This window comes from Acutalibacter sp. 1XD8-36, assembly GCF_009917525.1.
GTDB lineage: Bacteria > Bacillota > Clostridia > Oscillospirales > Acutalibacteraceae > Acutalibacter.
The window spans coordinates 38,723-55,072 of the sequence record NZ_QZDU01000009.1; the positions used below are offsets into that span (position 1 = coordinate 38,723).

Here is a 16,350-nt window from a genome sequence, read left to right on the forward strand (position 1 = left end):
ACAAGAGCATAGCACAGTTTATTTTCCCGTGCAATGAGACGGTTTAAACTTTTCTGTCCCCCGAAGGGTATTTTCTCATGCGCACAAAATATGCCAGCGTGAGCAGCAGGGCGGCGCCGGTCCAGGCACCTACCTCGGCGTAGTATATGCCGTCCGCAAGCACAAGGGGCAGCAGCATGGCTATCCCTACTCTCATGACCATCTCAACAAAGCCGGATATCATGGGCACAACAGTGTCCCCAAGGCCCATCAGCGCCGAGCGGTAGATATGCAGCATATACAGCACCGGCAGGCAGAGGCTCATTATGGCGAGGTATTTATAGGCAATGTCCATTGAAGCCGAGACCTCCTCGGGCGTGCCGGAGATAAACAGCCCCAGGAAGAGCTTGCCCAAAAGCAGCATGGACACGGTTATCACAGCGGAGGTGATAAGGGCGATTACTGCCGCCGAGCGCATGCCCTTTCTGATACGGCTGAACAGCCCGCCCCCAAGGTTCTGGCCCACGAAGGAGGTGACGGCGTAGCCATATGAGGTGGCGGCTATCTCCAAAAGGCCGTAGAGCTTGTTTGTGGCGGTAAACCCGGCGATAAAGAGCATGCCGTACCGGTTCACAACGGACTGGACCGCCATGCCCCCGGCGGAGATTATGGCGTTCTGCAGGGCCACTGGAGAGCCCAGCTTCAGGAGCGCCCCAGAGAGGGCGCGGGTGAGCTTAAAGTCGCCGGGATGAAGCTGGATTATGCTCACACGGCGCACGTTTATATAGCAGTACACTGTTGACACGGCCTGGGCAATGATGGTTGCGCCCGCCGCCCCGGCTATCCCCCAGTGGAACACCAGCACGAACAGTAGGTCCAGGCATATATTTACTATAGTGGCTACCACCACCGCATAGAGGGGCGTCTTGCTGTCCCCCAGGGCCCGAAGAATAGACGCCAAAAGGTTATAGGCGGTAATTATAGGTATGCCCGCAAAGACTATGCGCAGGTATAAGAGGGAGCTGCCGATAATGTCGTCGGGGGTGTTCAGCAGCCTTAGCACCGGCTGGGCAAACACCTGGCTGAGGACAAGCATTCCCACGGCGGCGATACCGCAGAGGGTGGCGGAGGCACCAATGGTCCTTGAGAGCTCCCTATAGTCCTTTGCCCCGAAGTGCTGGGCCATAAGTATGGAAAAGCCCTGGGCAAAGCCCTGCACTACGCTGAGCACCAGCCAGTTGAGCCAGTCCGCCGCGCCTATGGCGGCAAGGGCCGTAACCCCCACCCCCTGGCCCACCACGGCGGTGTCCACCACGGTGTAGAGCTGCTGGAAGACGTTGCCCAGCATAAGGGGCAGGGCAAAGGTTATGAGCAGCCTGGTGGGGCTGCCCTCGGTCATGCTTCTGATACGGTTTGACATATGTTCTCCTTCCCAAAACAAGCTAAACTAAAACAGTTCTATATTGTACTCCATGGCGGCGTCCCGCCAGTATTTTTCCGGCACATCCGCCCAGCTGGCCTCTATGCCGGAGTCATTCTTATAGAGCTCCACCGCCCGGGCGGGCACCCTGCCGAAGGGGTCGGTGCCGGTGAGCACATTGTGCCTGAGCATTGCGGACCATACCGGCGCGCGCTCAGCGAGCCCGGAGGTCTCCAGGTTTTTGACTGCCTGCTCCCAGTCGTAGGGCACGGACACATACTCAGGGACCCAGCGGCCTTTCCTATAGTGCATGAGGAGCATTTGCGAGACCTCGGCAAGCTCTGTTACCTCTATGGCTCCGGGCCGGGTGCGGCAGTAGATGGGGTTGCCCACGGAGCCCGCGCATATCACCCGCAGCCCCCTGTGCCAGAAGCTGAAGTTTCGGTGGTTATGGCCCTTTAAGAGTATGCGTTCGGGGACGCTCTCAAGGGACTCGAGGGTGCCGGGACTGAAAATCTGGGCCTTGGTGCGCTCCGGCGAGCCGTGGCAGCAGGCTATGGGCGGGGCGTCCCCTATCTGCCAGGAGCAGGAGACGGGCAGGCTCTCAAACCAGTCGATGTCCCTGTCCGTCAGGTTCTCGTAGCAGTAGAGGAGCGCCCCCTGGCAGGAGCTGTCCCTCCATACTGAGCCGTCGGCGTTTCTGCCGCCGTTTGCCCTGTAGCTTATCATGTACTCCTCGCGGTTGCCCCGGATAAACCGGCAGTCGTACCGGCCCGCCGCCCCATACAGCAGCTCCATCACCCGCTGGGGGTAGGCGTGGTCGGTTATATAGTCGCCAAGGAAGATGTACTTCTCTATTTTCTTTTTCCGGGCCCAGTCAAGGCAGGCCTTCAGGGCCGGGTAATTGCCGTGCACATCCGCCAGCACAGCCACTGTAAGCTCTCTCATTGTGCACCTCCGTTTTGATTGGCAAATAGGTATGTGCCTATGCTCACGGCTACTGCCAGGTTTAGGGAGTCCACCTCGGCTGTCTGGGCAATGAACAGGCTCTGCCCATAGTGCTGAAACTCCGGCGGGAGCCCGGTGGACTCGTTGCCGAATACCAGGGTATAGAGGGGGCTTTTTGGGCAGGTATCAGGCGTCAGCACCCTGCCCCCGTCCAGCATAAAGGGGAAGACGTCCCTATTATCCCCAAACTCCCTAAGGTACTCGTCAAAGCTCTCAAATTCCTGCACCCTCAGCCGGAACAGGGCCCCCATAGAGGCCCGCACGGCCTTGGGGTGCCAGCGGTCGGCCCCGCCTCCGATTAGGGCAAGGTCCCTTATGCCGAAGCCTAAAACAGTGCGCTCAATGGTCCCCAGGTTGCCCATGTCCCCGGGGTGCACCAGGGCGACATGGGGCAGGCCAGGGCAGAGCTTTTCGCCGTACTTTGCAAACTCCCCGGCAGCGTAGCAGGCCTCCTTTTGGGATATGCGCTCAAGAGCCTTTTGGGAGCAGTAGCAGGGTACGCCCAGTTTTTTGCATAGAGCTGTGAGCTTGTCCTGCTGGGTGAAGTCCTCCCGGTAGTATACGGCCCTTGCACTCTCGGGGCGGCAGTTCAGCAGCTCGAAGGCGGGGAACGGCCCGAGGGCGTAGGAGTACGGGAACTCGTGCTTGTATCTCTTTGGCAGTTCCATAAAGCGCTCCTTTCTCAGTGGCGGGGGGTATAGGCGCTTTGTCTCTCAGGCCTGGGGGCTTTTGGCGCGCGGAGTAAAAATCCAGGCAGGACTATGAGTATAAGCCCTGCGATGAATATAACTATAGCGCCGGTAATGCTGGAGAGAAACCTGAACGGCTCCCCGAAGCCCGGAATATACCCGGAGAAGACGCCCTCTATTTCCTCCATAGAGGCGAGCCTGCTCTCATCTGCGCCGTCGGGCTTTAGTATAAGCTGTCCCTCGCTGGTGCCGATTATCCGGGTAAGCTCCGGCATACTGGTGCTGGCGCTGGAGGCACAGAGCACCGCGTCACCGGCCTTCGGGGCCTCGCCCATATGTATCACCGCCAGGTCCCCGGGGGAGAGCTCCGGGGACATATTATTGTCCGCGACTATATAACCGCGCCAGTCGCCTATCCCAGTCAGGCCATTGCTGTGGGTGCTTCGGAACAGCAGCAGGCATAGGGTCAAAAGGCCGAGCCATACTATTGTCAGCAGTACCTGTATAATTCTTATAAGCGCTTTCATATTGCACCCTCCCTGTGAAATTTCTCCAGCAGAAACCGGGCCACGCCGCCGTCTTCATTGCTTCCGATTATGCCTGTGGCAGCGGCTATAACCTCCGGCATGGCATTCTCCACGGCGTAGCTCTCGTCGGCAACGTGAAAAAGCGGCAGGTCGTTCATGGCGTCCCCGAAGGCTATGAGTTTATCACAGCCCAGCCGCTCCTTGAGCCGCAGGGCGGCTTTGGCCTTGGTAGCCTCCCGGGAGGTTATCTCCAGCCAGTATTCCTCCCTGTAGAGCTCCTGCTGGAAGGTGAGGTTCACATAGGGCAGGCCCCTCACCCGCTCCCAGAGGGGCGCAAGGGATTCCCTGTCATGTATAAAGGTGAAGTAGTATGTCCCGCCCTGCAGGAGCTCCTCCCTGGAGTTTACGGGTGTGAGGCGGGGGTCCCCTCTGCGGTTGTTTATATAGCGCTCCATTCCATGGTGGCGGGGAAGGCCGGCCCGGTAGAACACCTTCTCCTCACCGTTCAACATGCCGTAGCACAGGGGCCAGAGGCCGAGCTCCTCACAGTGGGACAGTATCTCCCGGCGCTCGGCATCGGTGAAGGATACCTGGTCCGTGCACGAGCCGGTCCTGCCGTCGCAGAGCATGGAGCCGTTATGGACTATCCAGGGGAGCTCCGGCGAGAGCCCCTCGGTGACGACATGGGCCGAGTGCCAGGAGCGGGCAGTGGCGAAGGTGAAGAGCATACCCTTCTGGAGAAAGGCGTTGAGGGTCCTTACGGTGTAGCCGGGCAGGCGGTCGCGCCGGTCTAAAAGCGTGCCGTCCAGGTCGCTGACATAGAGGGTCTTGGGCATTTTACGATACCTCCCAGTATAGCTGCTATAGTTAGCACAGTTCAAAATAGGTAGGATACCGATTTTCAAGTGTGCTTACTATAATGCCTATTCTATCACGCCTTGGGGCATATTTCCAGATTTATTTGAATAATTTCCCCCGGGCAGGCTTATAAATAGAAAAAGGGAAGGGGAGGGGCGAATGAAATCAGGACAAAAGGGGCGGCTCTATGCCCTTGTCAGGCTGGACCTAAGGCTGCTGCTCATGGGGCTGCTCACCGTACTGCTGGGGACGGCGGCGGTGATAACGGCAAGGGCCATGGCAGGGGCCGGGAGCGTGGACATACCTATAGTGATGTACCACTCTGTCCTCAAGGACAGGGCCTACCACGGAAAGTATGTGATATCCCCTGCGGAGTTTGAGAACGACATTCTGTACCTTAAAGAGCACGGCTATACCACCATTCTAATGGAAGACCTTATAAATTATACCAATGGCGGGGAGCTACCGGAGAAGCCCATACTGCTGACCTTCGACGACGGCTATTATAATAACTATCTCTACGCCTTTGAGCTTGCCAAGAGATATAAGGTCAAGTTTGTGATATCCCCCATTGGGCGCTATGCCGACCAGTACAGTGAGAGCGGCGAGACCAACGCCTACTACACCCACGCCACCTGGGAACAGCTGCGGGAAATGACCGGCTCGGGCCTTGTGGAGGTGCAGAACCATAGCTATGATATGCACCGGCAGCAGGAGGGAGCTCAGGGGGCGAAGCAGCGGCCCGGGGAGCCAGATAAGGACTATAGGGAGCGGCTGACGTCGGATATTAGCAAGGCACAGGAGGCGTTCAGGGAAAACCTGGGCAAGGCGCCCAGTACATTCACCTACCCCTTTGGGGCCATGAGCAAGTCTACGCCGGGGATAATAAAGGAGCTCGGCTTCTCGGCAAGCCTTATCTGCCGAGAGAAGATAAGCGCGGTCACAAGGGACCCGGAGTCACTTTACGGCCTGGGCAGGTTTTTAAGGGAGTCGGGGATGAGCTCAAAGGAGTTTTTTGAAAAGCGGATGAAGCTTTCACCGTAAATCTATATAGGAGGCAGGAGTATGAGGGAGAGCGTCTGTATCATTTCCTCACAGAGGCCGGATAAATACCCCAACGGCGGGGACGAGGCCTACTGGACGGCCCGGATAGCCCATATGCTCAGGGCGGATTTGGGGGCCAGGGGCATTAAGTGCCGGGAGGAGGGGGACGAGGCAGGCTGGGGGCTGCTGCTGTATATTTGCAGCCACGCGGCCCCCCGGGAGGTCGAGGCCAGGATAAAGGGCGCGCAGGTGTCCTACTATGAGTACAGCCCGGCGGGCAGGAGGGCGGCGGAGATATTCACAAAATACATCAGGGAGGTCTATCCCCAGCCGGACCTGGTGGAGGCGGTGCCCGCCGTGGCAAGGGCTGAGCTGAGCGAATCCAAGGTCCCGGCCCTGCTGATACACCTTGGCTATCACGATAACCCCCAGGATGAGGCCTGGCTTGTGAACAGCGCGGAGCAGATATCGGCGGGGCTGGCGGCAGCGGCGGCGGATTTCCTGGAGGCAGAGCCATGACGGGTGTGCTTGAGGCCCTGCGGGATATATTATGGGGCTGGCCTGTACTGCTGCTCATTTTGGCCGCCGGGATGTATTTTTCATATGAGAGCTGTTTCTTCCAGCTTTTCCACCCAATCCGCTGGCTGAGAGCCGCCCTTGGCTCCGGGAAGGAGCGGGGGAGCGGTAGGCTGAGGGCCATCACCACGGCTCTGGCCGGGTCCATCGGCACAGGGAACATAGTGGGGGTGGCGGCGGCAATAACAGTGGGCGGGCCGGGGGCCGTATTCTGGATGTGCGCCTCGGCGGTGCTGGGCATGATGACTGTCTTTGCCGAGAATTACTTTGCGGCAAAGCTTAGGGAGGGTGGCAGCAGAGCCTCCGGTCCCCTTTCGTACATAGAGCGGGCGGGCAAAATAGGCGGCGCCCTGGGGGGAGTATACGCCCTGGGCTGCGCGCTCTCCTCCCTTGCCATGGGCAATATGGTTCAGGTAAACGCCCTGGCCTCGGCCTGCGGGGATTTGGGCCTGCCGGTAAAGTGGGTGGCGGCAGCCGTGGGCGTTCTGGTGTTCTTTGTGGCAAGGGGCGGGCTGAAAGCGGCGGGGAGGCTTACGGAAAAGCTCGTGCCCATAATGACCCTGCTGTTTTTCGCGGCGTCAATAGCTGTGCTCTGGGTGCACAGGGAGAACCTGCCCGGTGCGGTATCCAGTATTTTTGACGGCGCGTTTACCCTTCGGGCCGGGGCCGGCGGGACTGCCGGTATGCTTATAGCTATGAAGGCCGGGGTCTCAAGAGGGGTATTTACAAACGAGGCCGGCCTTGGCAGCTCGGCCTTTGCATACACGGATGTGAAGGGCCATACCCCTGAGGAGATAGGGTGCATGGGGATATTCCAGGTGTTCGCGGACACCATTATTATGTGCACGGTCACAGGCCTCTGTATTTTATGCAGCTGCCCGCCGGAGTCCCTTGACGGGGCGGAGCTCACCTTCTATGCCTACCGCTCGGCCTTAGGAGAGCTGGGCGGTACTGCGGTGTCCTTGTGTACGGCGCTCTTTGCCCTGGCGACGGTTATCGCCTGGTGCTGCTACGGCAGGGAGGGGCTTTTGTATCTGACCCGGGGCAGGGGAGGGGCCGTGTACCCTGTGGCGGCGGGTATTGCGGCGTTTTTCGGGTGCCTAATGCCCCTGTCCCAGGTATTTATTATCGGGGACGCCATGAACGGCCTGATGGCCCTGCCGAATGTGCTGGCGCTGTTTTGGCTTATGAGGGCGGGTAATATGGAAAAAGTCGGGCTTTACAAACCGGGCTGAGTATGTTAAAATAGCTAAAGTACCCATCCCCCGGATACCGGCTCCACCGGCCATAGGCTGCGGGACGGGCGAATATAATAGAAAAGGTGATAGAAATGACAAAAGTTGAGAAGACCGAAATTATCCAGAAGTATGCCCGCCATGAGGGCGACACCGGCTCCCCCGAGGTGCAGATTGCCGTTCTCACAAAGCGCATTAACGACCTTACCGAGCACCTGCGCACAAACAAGAAGGACCACCACTCCCGCAGGGGCCTGCTGAAGATGGTCGGCCAGCGCAGGAGCCTTCTGAACTATCTCATTAAGATAGACATCGAGCGCTACCGCAGCATTATCGCTGAGCTGGGCATCCGTAAATAAGAACCTAACATCTGTCCTATAGTAACTTGAGCGGGGGCGGCGGCAGGCTCTCGGGCTTGCCGCCGCTGTTCGTTCATATTTCAGGATGGAAAAGTGCCGCCAAGCACCTGTTTTACAAACAGACTCCCCGGACTGCCGGAGGGCCTGTTTGTCAAACAGGGCGGCGGCGTGAAAAAATGCCCTCCCGCTTTCGGGAGGGGGAAAGGGTAAATTATGTTTGAGAATTTTAAACGCTATGAGACCGACTTTGCCGGGCGCCCCTTAGTGATAGAGACCGGCAAGATGGCTCAGCTGGCAAACGGCGAGTGCCTGGTGCGCTACGGAGACACCGTTGTGCACGTGGCTGCCACAGCCTCGGCGAAGCCCCGGGACGGCATAGACTTCTTCCCGCTCTCCGTGGACTTTGAGGAGAAGCTGTATTCCGTGGGCAAAATCCCCGGCTCCTTTTTAAAGAGGGAGGGCCGGCCCAGCGAGAAGGCCACCCTGGTCTGCCGCATGATAGACAGGCCCATCCGCCCGCTGTTCCCCAAGGACATGAGGAACGATGTGGCTATTGTGTGCACGGTTATGTCCGTGGACCAGGACTGCTCCCCCGAGATTGCCGCAATGGTGGGCACCTCCATTGCCCTGACTATTTCCGATATCCCCTGGAGCGGGCCTATTTCCGGCGTGTCCGTGGGGCTTATAGACGGTGAGTTTGTTATAAACCCCAATGCCGAGCAGCGCAAGGTGAGCGAGATGGCGGTGACGGTTGCCTCCACATCCCAGCGTATAGCCATGATAGAGGCAGGGGCAAACGAGGTCTCCGACGAGGATATGTATAACGGCATTATGGCCGGGCATGAGGCAAACCAGCATATTATCGAGTTTATCAAGGGCATACAGGCCGAGATTGGCAAGGAAAAGTTCGAGTACCCCAGCAACGAGCCGGAGCCGGAGATGTTCGAGGCTATAAAGGCATTTGCCGAGGACGACGTGCGGGAGGCCATGGACACTGACGATAAGACCGTAAGGGACGCCAGGCTGCGCCCGGTCTATGAAAAGGTCCACGAGCGCTTCGACCCGGAGTACCCGGAGCAGGAAGCGAAGATAGACGAGTGTATGTATAAGACCCAGAAGTATGTGGTGCGCCGTTGGCTTCTGGACGAGCAGAAGCGTGTGGACGGGCGCGGCATGGATGAAATGCGCCCCCTGGCCGCCGAGGTGGGGCTGCTTCCAAGGACCCATGGCTCCGGCATGTTCACCCGCGGGCAGACCCAGGTGCTCACTGTGGCGACCCTTGGCTCTATAAGGGACAACCAGCTGCTGGACGGCATTGACGAGGAGGAGAGCAAGAGGTATATCCACCACTACAATTTCCCCTCATATTCTGTGGGAGAGACCCGGCCCAGCCGCGGCCCGGGCAGGCGTGAGATAGGCCACGGGGCTCTGGCGGAGCGGGCACTGGTGCCGGTGGTGCCGGGAATGGAGGAGTTCCCCTACACCATACGCCTGGTATCCGAGGTGCTGAGCTCCAACGGCTCGACCTCACAGGCCTCTATCTGCGGCTCAACCCTGGCGCTGATGGACGCCGGCGTGCCCATCAAGGCCCCTGTGGCGGGAATCTCCTGCGGGCTTATTACCGAGGGAGAGCGCTGGATGACCATGGTGGATATCCAGGGCGTTGAGGACTTCTTCGGGGATATGGACTTTAAGGTGGGCGGCACCAAGAAGGGTATCACCGCCATACAGATGGACCTGAAGATATCCGGCCTGCTGCCCGAGATGGTGAAGGAGGCCCTGGAGAAGACCCATAAGGCCCGCAACTATATTATAGACGAAATCATGCTCAAGGCCATACCCGAGGTGCGGCCCGAGCTGTCGCCCTATGCGCCGAAGATGCTCTCTATGCAGATACCTGTGGACAAGATACGCGAGGTTATCGGCACGGGCGGCAAGGTCATACAGAAAATCTGCGCCGAGTGCGAGATTACCATGGACGTGGAGGAGGACGGCCACGTGTTCATTACCGGCATTGACATTGAGAAGTGCCGCAGGGCTATGGACATTGTGGATACCATCGTCAACGACCCGGAGCCGGGCAGCTATTATAACGGCAGGGTGACAAGGCTGATGGACTTCGGCGCCTTTGTGGAGATTGCCCCGGGCAAGGAAGGCCTGGTGCATATATCAAGGCTGGATATCCGGCGCACGGAGAAGGTCACGGACGTGGTGAACGTGGGTGACGTAGTAAAGGTGAAGGTGCTGGAAATTGACGATAAGGGCCGCCTGAACCTCTCAAGGAGGGACGCGCTTATTGACCTGGACGGCGCTGTGCCGGAGAATGATATCAGCGCGGACCGGCCCCCCAGAAGGGACCATGACCGCAGGCCCCCGCGCAGGGACCACGACAGGCGGTAAGGGGAAAGACTGGCCCAATAGCCGTAAGGCCGTAATATAACAAAAAATAACCTCCAATGCAACCTGGAGGTTATTTCTTTTACTCAAAAAGCTCCGGGTGCATCCGGCTGTAGTGAAAGATATACTGCTGGGCAAGGCCCGCGTTAGGGCCAAAGTCCTCAGGGGTCATGCCGGGGAGCAGCCGGGCCATAGCCCGCTTCATCCAGACGTCGAGGGGGAAGCACTCGGTTTTGTGAAAGCCGTAGAGCAGGGCGCACTCGGCTACCTTGGGGCCGACCCCTTTGATTTTACGCAGCTCCTCCCGCCCGAAGCCCGGGGGCTCGTCCATGACGCGGCGAAGGTCAATTTCACCGCTAGCGACCTTCCTGGCGGCGTCCAGTATGTAGGGTGCGCGGTAGCCGGAGCGCAGGGGGGCCAGGTCCTCTTCTGAAAGGGAGGCGACCGCCTGGGGCGTTGGGAAGGAGTATATGCCGGTGCCGGCGATGGGCTCCCCAAACATACGGCAGAAGTTGCCGACCAGCCCCTTAATGCGGCTGATATTATTGTTCTGGGACATAATAAAGGAGCAGAGGGCCTCCCAGGGCTCCTGGCGGAGAATACGTATTCCGGGGGCAAAGGCGGCGGCCTCCTTGAGCACCGGGCTCAGGCCGGAGAGCTCCTGCCTGATACGGGCGTAATCTTCATCCAAATCAAAGTAGTCCTGCCAGACGGACGCCAAGTCCTCGGGAGAGCAGCTTAGCTCAAGGCTGTCTTCAGCGGCCCGAAGGTATAATACCCTGCCGTAGGCCGCGCCGTACCATATGCCCGGGTCCTCCTCCGACTGCTTCCACCGGAAGGCCTGGCCGCAGTCGAGGGTCTGGGAAAGGTCAAAGAGGGGCGGCAGCTTTGCCGCAAACACCGGCCCGCTCAACGGTTTTTCTCCCCGGAGTCCTGCCGGGCCGTGGGCGCGCGGGAGGTGAGCCAGGTCATGGCGCGCTCGATGGAGTCCTTGGAGCTGCCCCAGTCCCCACCGGCGTTGCGGTAGTCGAACATGCGGCAGAAGTGGGTCACATCGCCGCTGAGCGCCTCAAGATAGGCCTTTGCAAGGCGGGTGGTCTCTGCTTCAAAGAGCGCGAAATTTTTCTTAGGCATTTTAGCCGCGGCCTCCACAGCCATCCCGTAGTGGGGCAGGCAGATGAACTGCTGGGCGGAGTACAAATCCCTGAACTCCTGCTCGTTCTGCCAGAGAGCTATAGTGCTCTCCAAAAGGTGCCTCATGCTGTCTTTAATATTCGTGCAGATAAAGCAGTTGTCCTCCCGGCTGTGTACGGCCGCGGCTATCTTCTTGGGCGCGGCTTTGCCCTCAGGGAAGACCTGGTCCTTCACCTCGGCTAAAAGGCTCTCCAGAATAAGGGCCACCGAGAGCCTGCTGCCCCGGGCGAGTATCTGGTTGAAATGCTCAGAGCAGAAGCCAAGGCGGTTCGTCTCTATGCGCACGTCGGGCTCCATCATGGCGGCGCCTGTGATATAGGTCGCCATGCGGTCCTCCAGCATATCGCGCATACGGCAGAAGGGGCAGCCGTCTTTGGGTTCAAATACTTCGTTTACGGGTATTGAGCAGATGTCCTCTCTCATGGGGCCAGCCTCCTGACAATTCACATAATAAATATATTTTAGCATAGCTGGACGAAAAAATAAAGAGAAACTTTCAAAGGGCCTGAAAGGGTCGAAGATTGAAGGCGAAGCGTTCATATCACGGAAATATATTCATCATATTTACATAATATTCTGGACACAAAACACTTTTCAACTTGAGAAAGGCCAGTAAAATAAGGGGTTATCAACACTTTCCACCGAGTTTTCAACATTCCGCTACCGACATAAAACATTATGGGGCAGCTTGGGGCCGGCTTCCGGACTTAATTTCTCCCTTTTCAGATTGGTGTTGCCGAACGCGGATTTGCTAAACCATTCGTCAAGATATTCAAAGTGGGTAGTCATCCACTAATGGATGACTACCCGATAAACTGGAAGTTATAGTAAACTGCAATTTTAAGTTGCCGCTACTATATCTGCCTACTCTGTGTATGTTCCACCCGTATTTTCTTGATTGAGAGTTCCCTCAACTTCAATCAACAGGCATTTGACCAATTCGTTACATATTGGACGATGTTTTGTTCCTTTAGGAATTATTATAAAATCTCCCTCACATAAATGTGTTAATCCGTCCTCAAACTCAATATCAAATTCTCCCTCAATACAGTAGAAAAGTTCATCAGAATTTTTGTGTATATGAAAATCTAAAGTTCTATGTTCCGCTTGCAACACATTTAACATATGGTTATTCAATGTACCTACTCTTTTATAGAGGAACAGACCATCAATCGCATTTACATTCTCTTTCAAATTTACTTTTTGTATCATATACTTCTCCTGTTCAAATCCCGATTTATCGAACTGATTATAGCACAAGGCATCTGTCATATCAATGTCCCTCTGTAGAAATCGCCGAAGTTATATTCCAACAACACTTATTTCAAAAGGGGCCTTAATTTCCAGCGCTTTACAATCTCCGGCCTTTCTGCTATAATTAACATAATAATACAAGAAGGGGCGATGCGGAATGCCGAGAGGCTCGATTTGCGCAAAAATAGTTGACTGGGACGAGTCTATATCAAATAAGTACGTGGTGATTTTTTCCCGCTATCAGGGCAAACTGCTTTTGAGCAGGCATAAGGGCCGGGACACCTGGGAGACCCAGGGCGGGCATATAGAGCAGGGGGAATCCCCGGAGGACGCGGCAAAGCGGGAGCTCTGGGAGGAGAGCGGCGCCCTTAAATTCACATTGGAGCCTATGTGCATGTACTGGGCCGAGGACAGGGTAGGAGGCAAGACTGAGAGCGGCGCGTGGGGAGCTATATTCTTTGCGGACATAGAGGAGCTGGGGCCCATGCCCGAGAGCGAGATGGCTGAGACAAGGCAGTTCGACACGCTTCCTGAGGAGGTCACCTATCCGTATATCACGCCCCATCTGTACGAACGGGTTAGGGACAGGTTTTGATATAACTGGGGAAAGGGGACGTATATGAAATTCAGGATACTGGTAAACCCCAACGCCGGAAGGCAGGTGGTGCTCAGGGAGCTGCACAGCATTTACCGGGCCTTCGCCGGGGAGGAGAACAAAAACGAGGTGGTGATGGAGCTGACAGTCAACTCCGCCCATGCGGCTGAAGCCCTGGACAGGGCTATAGGGTCAAGGCCCGACACCCTTGTATGCTGCGGCGGCGACGGCACTTTAAGTGCCACGGTGGACAGGCTGCTGAAGAGCGGCGAGGAGATTAAGCTCGGATATATCCCCGCCGGAAGCACAAACGACTTTGCAAATTTCCTGGGGCTGCCCAAGGAGCCCGCCGAGGCCGCGGACCTTATTGTGGACGGTGAGGCCAGGCCCATAGACGCAGGGCGCTTTGGGGAGAGGCACTTTATATATGTGGCCTCCTTCGGGGCCTTCACCCAGACCTCCTATGCCACCACTCAGAACCTGAAGAATTCATTGGGGCATTTGGCCTATATTATTGAGGGCATAAAGGAGCTGCCCCAGCTGAAATCCTACGCGGTGCGGGCTGAGACCGCTGAGGGCGGCGTGTATGAGGGCGAGTACCTTTTCGGGGCCCTGAGCAACTCCACCTCCCTTGGGGGGATAATCAAGATGTCCGCAGAAAAGGTGGACCCTGCCGACGGCCTCTTTGAGCTGGCGCTGGTAAAGAAGCCGAAGAGCCTGTACGAGCTCAACCGCATACTGCTGGCACTGATGGGCGGGCAGGTGGACGAGGAGCTTATCACCTTCGTGCACACCGCCGGGGCCGCCTTCGCCTGTGCGGAGCCCATGCCCTGGTCCCTGGACGGAGAGTATGTAAGCGGCGGCACGGACGTCAGGGCCGAGGTCTTACCGGGGGCATTGAAGCTATTCAGATAATAGGCGGGAATATGTAAAGATTTTGAATGGCTTTGTTTACAATATGTTCAACACCTTAGAGGGAAAATCGGGTAAAATAAGCGGTAGATAAGGGGAGTGTGCCATGTTCGGATATGTGCGCCCATATAAGCCCGAGCTGCTGGTAAAGGAGTACGGGCAGTATAAGGCAATATACTGCCAGCTCTGCCGGGTGCTTGGGGACGAATACGGCGTGCTGGCCCGCTTTGCCCTGAGCTATGACTGCGCGTTCTACGCCATGCTGGCCCTGTCGGTGACAGGCAGCCGGGTGGAGGAGCAGAAGCGGCGCTGTGTGTGCAATCCCTTAAAGGCCTGCACATATCTCCCAAGCCCCGGGGAGGCATATAAAAAGGCGGCAGCCCTCTGTGTGCTGCTGACGTATCATAAGCTCCGGGACGACTGTGAGGACGAGGGCTTTTTCGCCTCCCTTGGAAGCAGGCTGCTGCTGCCGGTAGTCTCACCAAAGGCCGGGAGGGCGGCAAGGCAGTATCCCGGCATGGCAGGCATAGTGGAGAAGGCCATGGAGAGCCAGCGGCAGGCCGAGGAGGAGGGCGCGGGGGTAGACCGCTGTGCGGAGCCCACGGCGAATCTTCTTGGGGAGCTTTTCGGGGAGCTGGCAGGCTGCGATAGCAAGCAGCGCCCGGCGCTGGAGAGCTTTGGGTACTTCCTTGGCAGGTGGGTGTACCTGATGGATGCGGCGGACGACCTGGCGGAGGATATGCGCTCGGGGAGCTTTAACCCGTTCATAAAGCGCCTGGGCCTTGAGGGAAAGAAGGAGCTCACCCAGGAGGAGCGCAGGGCCGCGGACGAGGCCTGCAACGAAGCACTGAACGCAACGGCGGCAAGGCTGGTGCTGGCGGCAAACCTAATCGAGCTGGGGCAGTTCGGCCCCATTATCGAGAATGTGGCCCAAAAGGGCCTGGCGGAGGTCCAGCGGGAAATCCTGTTCCTGCACATAAGGGAGAAGCCCAAACGCGAGCTAAAGTAAAAGCTTTATCCGCCTTTAGAAAGGGCGGCAGGGACAAAAGGCCATAAACATACTCAAAACAATAAAGGGAAGGGTTTAATCAATGAGTGATCCGTACAAGGCGCTGGGGGTATCCCGCACCGCCACAGACGAGGAGATTAAGGACGCATACCGCAAGCTTGCCAAGAAATACCATCCTGACCAGTACGCCGAGAGCCCCTTGAAGGAGCTTGCCGACGAGAAGATGAAGGAGATAAACGAGGCCTATGACACTATAACGGCCCAGCGGCGCAGCGGCAGTAAGGGCGGATACAGCGCGGGCTACGGCTCAGGCTATAACACCGGCGCGGGAGCCTACGGACCCTCGGGCTTTGGCGACGTGCGCAGCCTTATTATGTCCGGGCGCTTCGCGGACGCCGAGCAGATACTAAACGGCGTCCCGGCTGACAGGCGGAACGCCGAGTGGTATTTCCTCAAGGGCTCCGTGCTGTACCGCCGGGGCTGGCTGGAGGAGGCGAAGGACCACTTCTCCAGGGCCTGCCAGATGGACCCGGGGAACCCGGAGTACAGCGCGGCTTTAAACCAGGCCATGAACCAAAGGGGCGGCATGTACGGCGGCTATAACCCGGGCAGGAGCACCGGCGGCGAGTGCAACACCTGCGACATGTGCTCGGGGCTCCTGATGGCGGACTGCTGCTGTGAGTGCATGGGCGGCGACCTGATACCCTGCTGCTAAGAGGGGCCGGGAGATATGAGAGGCAATACAGCTAAAATCGCCGTATGCGGGGTGGTATCGGCCCTCTCGGTGGTGCTGATGATGTTTGAGGGGCTGGTGCAGGTGGCCTCCATCGCCATACCGGCCATAGCCGGGTGCCTGCTGATACCCATTGTAGCCGAGGCCGGCGCAGGCTGGGCCCTGGGCTCCTATGGGGCCACGGCCACATTATGTATGTTCATAGCCCCCGACAGGGAGGCGGTGCTGATATACCTGCTGTTCTTCGGGTATTACCCGGTGCTGTTCGCGTGGCTGAGCAAGATAAAGAGCCCTGTGCTCTGCTGGCTGGCAAAGCTGGGGGTGTTTAATACAGCCGCAGCCCTTGAGGCGGCCCTCACGGTCTATGTGCTGGGGATACCCTGGGAGGACATACCGTTTTTGCCAATGCCCTGGGGCCTTATAGCGCTGGCTGTATTGGCAAACCTGGTGTTCGTGCTCTATGATAAAACCCTGCAGGGGCTGATAAGGGAGTACTTCAGGAGGCTCCACGGGAAGCTGGCGGGATATTTTAAAAACTGACGGTTATATGCCGTGGAGGGT

Annotated in this window: 18 protein-coding genes; 10 read left to right on the forward strand and 8 right to left on the reverse strand. The window is 57.7% G+C overall.

Going from position 1 to position 16,350, the window contains the following annotated elements; all coding sequences use genetic code 11:
- Positions 1 to 43 precede the first annotated feature (43 nt).
- Genes D5270_RS13000 through D5270_RS13020 form a run of 5 tightly spaced genes read right to left on the reverse strand, consistent with a single transcriptional unit; the run spans position 44 to position 4,459 of the window.
- Positions 44 to 1,399: an MATE family efflux transporter gene (locus D5270_RS13000; RefSeq protein ID WP_161474459.1), complete on the reverse strand. Its 1,356-nt coding sequence runs from the start codon at positions 1,397 to 1,399 to the stop codon at positions 44 to 46.
- 27 nt (positions 1,400 to 1,426) lie between these two features.
- Complete coding sequence (locus tag D5270_RS13005) at positions 1,427 to 2,347, reverse strand: metallophosphoesterase family protein (RefSeq protein WP_166544510.1); 921 nt, start codon at positions 2,345 to 2,347, stop codon at positions 1,427 to 1,429.
- On the reverse strand, positions 2,344 to 3,075 hold the full coding sequence (locus D5270_RS13010; RefSeq protein ID WP_166544511.1) for a TrmH family RNA methyltransferase: 732 nt from the start codon (positions 3,073 to 3,075) through the stop codon (positions 2,344 to 2,346). Before D5270_RS13010 ends, D5270_RS13005 begins: the two co-directional genes overlap by 4 nt.
- A 14-nt stretch (positions 3,076 to 3,089) precedes the next feature.
- Positions 3,090 to 3,623, reverse strand: a complete 534-nt coding sequence (locus D5270_RS13015) for a hypothetical protein (protein ID WP_166544512.1) — start codon at positions 3,621 to 3,623, stop codon at positions 3,090 to 3,092.
- On the reverse strand, positions 3,620 to 4,459 hold the full coding sequence (locus tag D5270_RS13020) for an HAD hydrolase family protein (RefSeq protein ID WP_166544513.1): 840 nt from the start codon (positions 4,457 to 4,459) through the stop codon (positions 3,620 to 3,622). Before D5270_RS13020 ends, D5270_RS13015 begins: the two co-directional genes overlap by 4 nt.
- Before the next feature lie 181 nt (positions 4,460 to 4,640).
- On the opposite strand from D5270_RS13020, the gene D5270_RS13025 reads away from it, so the two are divergent.
- The 5 genes from D5270_RS13025 to D5270_RS13045 all read left to right on the forward strand — a co-directional run bounded on the left by D5270_RS13025 (position 4,641) and on the right by D5270_RS13045 (position 10,095).
- A complete protein-coding gene (locus D5270_RS13025) occupies positions 4,641 to 5,525 on the forward strand; it encodes a polysaccharide deacetylase family protein (protein WP_166544514.1) in 885 nt (294 codons plus the stop codon).
- Positions 5,526 to 5,546: 21 nt separating this feature from the next.
- A complete protein-coding gene (locus D5270_RS13030) occupies positions 5,547 to 6,044 on the forward strand; it encodes an N-acetylmuramoyl-L-alanine amidase (protein ID WP_166544515.1) in 498 nt (165 codons plus the stop codon).
- Entirely contained in the window at positions 6,041 to 7,336 is a 1,296-nt protein-coding gene (locus D5270_RS13035; RefSeq protein ID WP_166544516.1) for an alanine/glycine:cation symporter family protein, read from the forward strand. The genes D5270_RS13030 and D5270_RS13035 overlap by 4 nt, the downstream gene beginning before the upstream one ends.
- 95 nt (positions 7,337 to 7,431) lie before the next feature.
- A complete protein-coding gene (gene rpsO / locus D5270_RS13040; RefSeq protein ID WP_161474451.1) occupies positions 7,432 to 7,695 on the forward strand; it encodes a 30S ribosomal protein S15 in 264 nt (87 codons plus the stop codon).
- 213 nt (positions 7,696 to 7,908) lie between these two features.
- The gene (locus tag D5270_RS13045) at positions 7,909 to 10,095 is read left to right on the forward strand and encodes a polyribonucleotide nucleotidyltransferase (protein ID WP_166544517.1); all 2,187 of its coding nucleotides are present in this window, start codon (positions 7,909 to 7,911) and stop codon (positions 10,093 to 10,095) included.
- Positions 10,096 to 10,174: 79 nt separating this feature from the next.
- On the opposite strand, the gene D5270_RS13050 is transcribed toward D5270_RS13045, so the two are convergent.
- From D5270_RS13050 to D5270_RS13060, 3 genes are all read right to left on the reverse strand, one after another.
- On the reverse strand, positions 10,175 to 11,005 hold the full coding sequence (locus D5270_RS13050) for a DNA-3-methyladenine glycosylase family protein (protein ID WP_166544518.1): 831 nt from the start codon (positions 11,003 to 11,005) through the stop codon (positions 10,175 to 10,177).
- Positions 11,002 to 11,709: a DUF6062 family protein gene (locus tag D5270_RS13055; RefSeq protein WP_166544519.1), complete on the reverse strand. Its 708-nt coding sequence runs from the start codon at positions 11,707 to 11,709 to the stop codon at positions 11,002 to 11,004. Before D5270_RS13055 ends, D5270_RS13050 begins: the two co-directional genes overlap by 4 nt.
- A gap of 441 nt (positions 11,710 to 12,150) precedes the next feature.
- Positions 12,151 to 12,498 carry a cupin domain-containing protein gene (locus D5270_RS13060; protein WP_243150364.1) on the reverse strand — a complete coding sequence of 116 codons (348 nt, stop codon included), beginning with the start codon at positions 12,496 to 12,498 and terminating at the stop codon, positions 12,151 to 12,153.
- A gap of 199 nt (positions 12,499 to 12,697) precedes the next feature.
- On the opposite strand from D5270_RS13060, the gene D5270_RS13065 reads away from it, so the two are divergent.
- From D5270_RS13065 to D5270_RS13085, 5 genes are all read left to right on the forward strand, one after another.
- On the forward strand, positions 12,698 to 13,135 hold the full coding sequence (locus D5270_RS13065) for an NUDIX hydrolase (RefSeq protein ID WP_166544520.1): 438 nt from the start codon (positions 12,698 to 12,700) through the stop codon (positions 13,133 to 13,135).
- 24 nt (positions 13,136 to 13,159) lie between these two features.
- Positions 13,160 to 14,050 (forward strand): diacylglycerol/lipid kinase family protein, encoded by an 891-nt coding sequence (locus tag D5270_RS13070; protein ID WP_166544521.1) that lies wholly within the window; start codon positions 13,160 to 13,162, stop codon positions 14,048 to 14,050.
- Between the two features lie 103 nt (positions 14,051 to 14,153).
- The gene (locus D5270_RS13075; protein WP_166544522.1) at positions 14,154 to 15,056 is read left to right on the forward strand and encodes a DUF5685 family protein; all 903 of its coding nucleotides are present in this window, start codon (positions 14,154 to 14,156) and stop codon (positions 15,054 to 15,056) included.
- An 82-nt stretch (positions 15,057 to 15,138) separates the two neighbouring features.
- Entirely contained in the window at positions 15,139 to 15,771 is a 633-nt protein-coding gene (locus tag D5270_RS13080) for a J domain-containing protein (RefSeq protein ID WP_166544523.1), read from the forward strand.
- A 15-nt stretch (positions 15,772 to 15,786) separates the two neighbouring features.
- Entirely contained in the window at positions 15,787 to 16,329 is a 543-nt protein-coding gene (locus tag D5270_RS13085) for a hypothetical protein (RefSeq protein ID WP_166544524.1), read from the forward strand.
- Positions 16,330 to 16,350 lie beyond the last annotated feature (21 nt).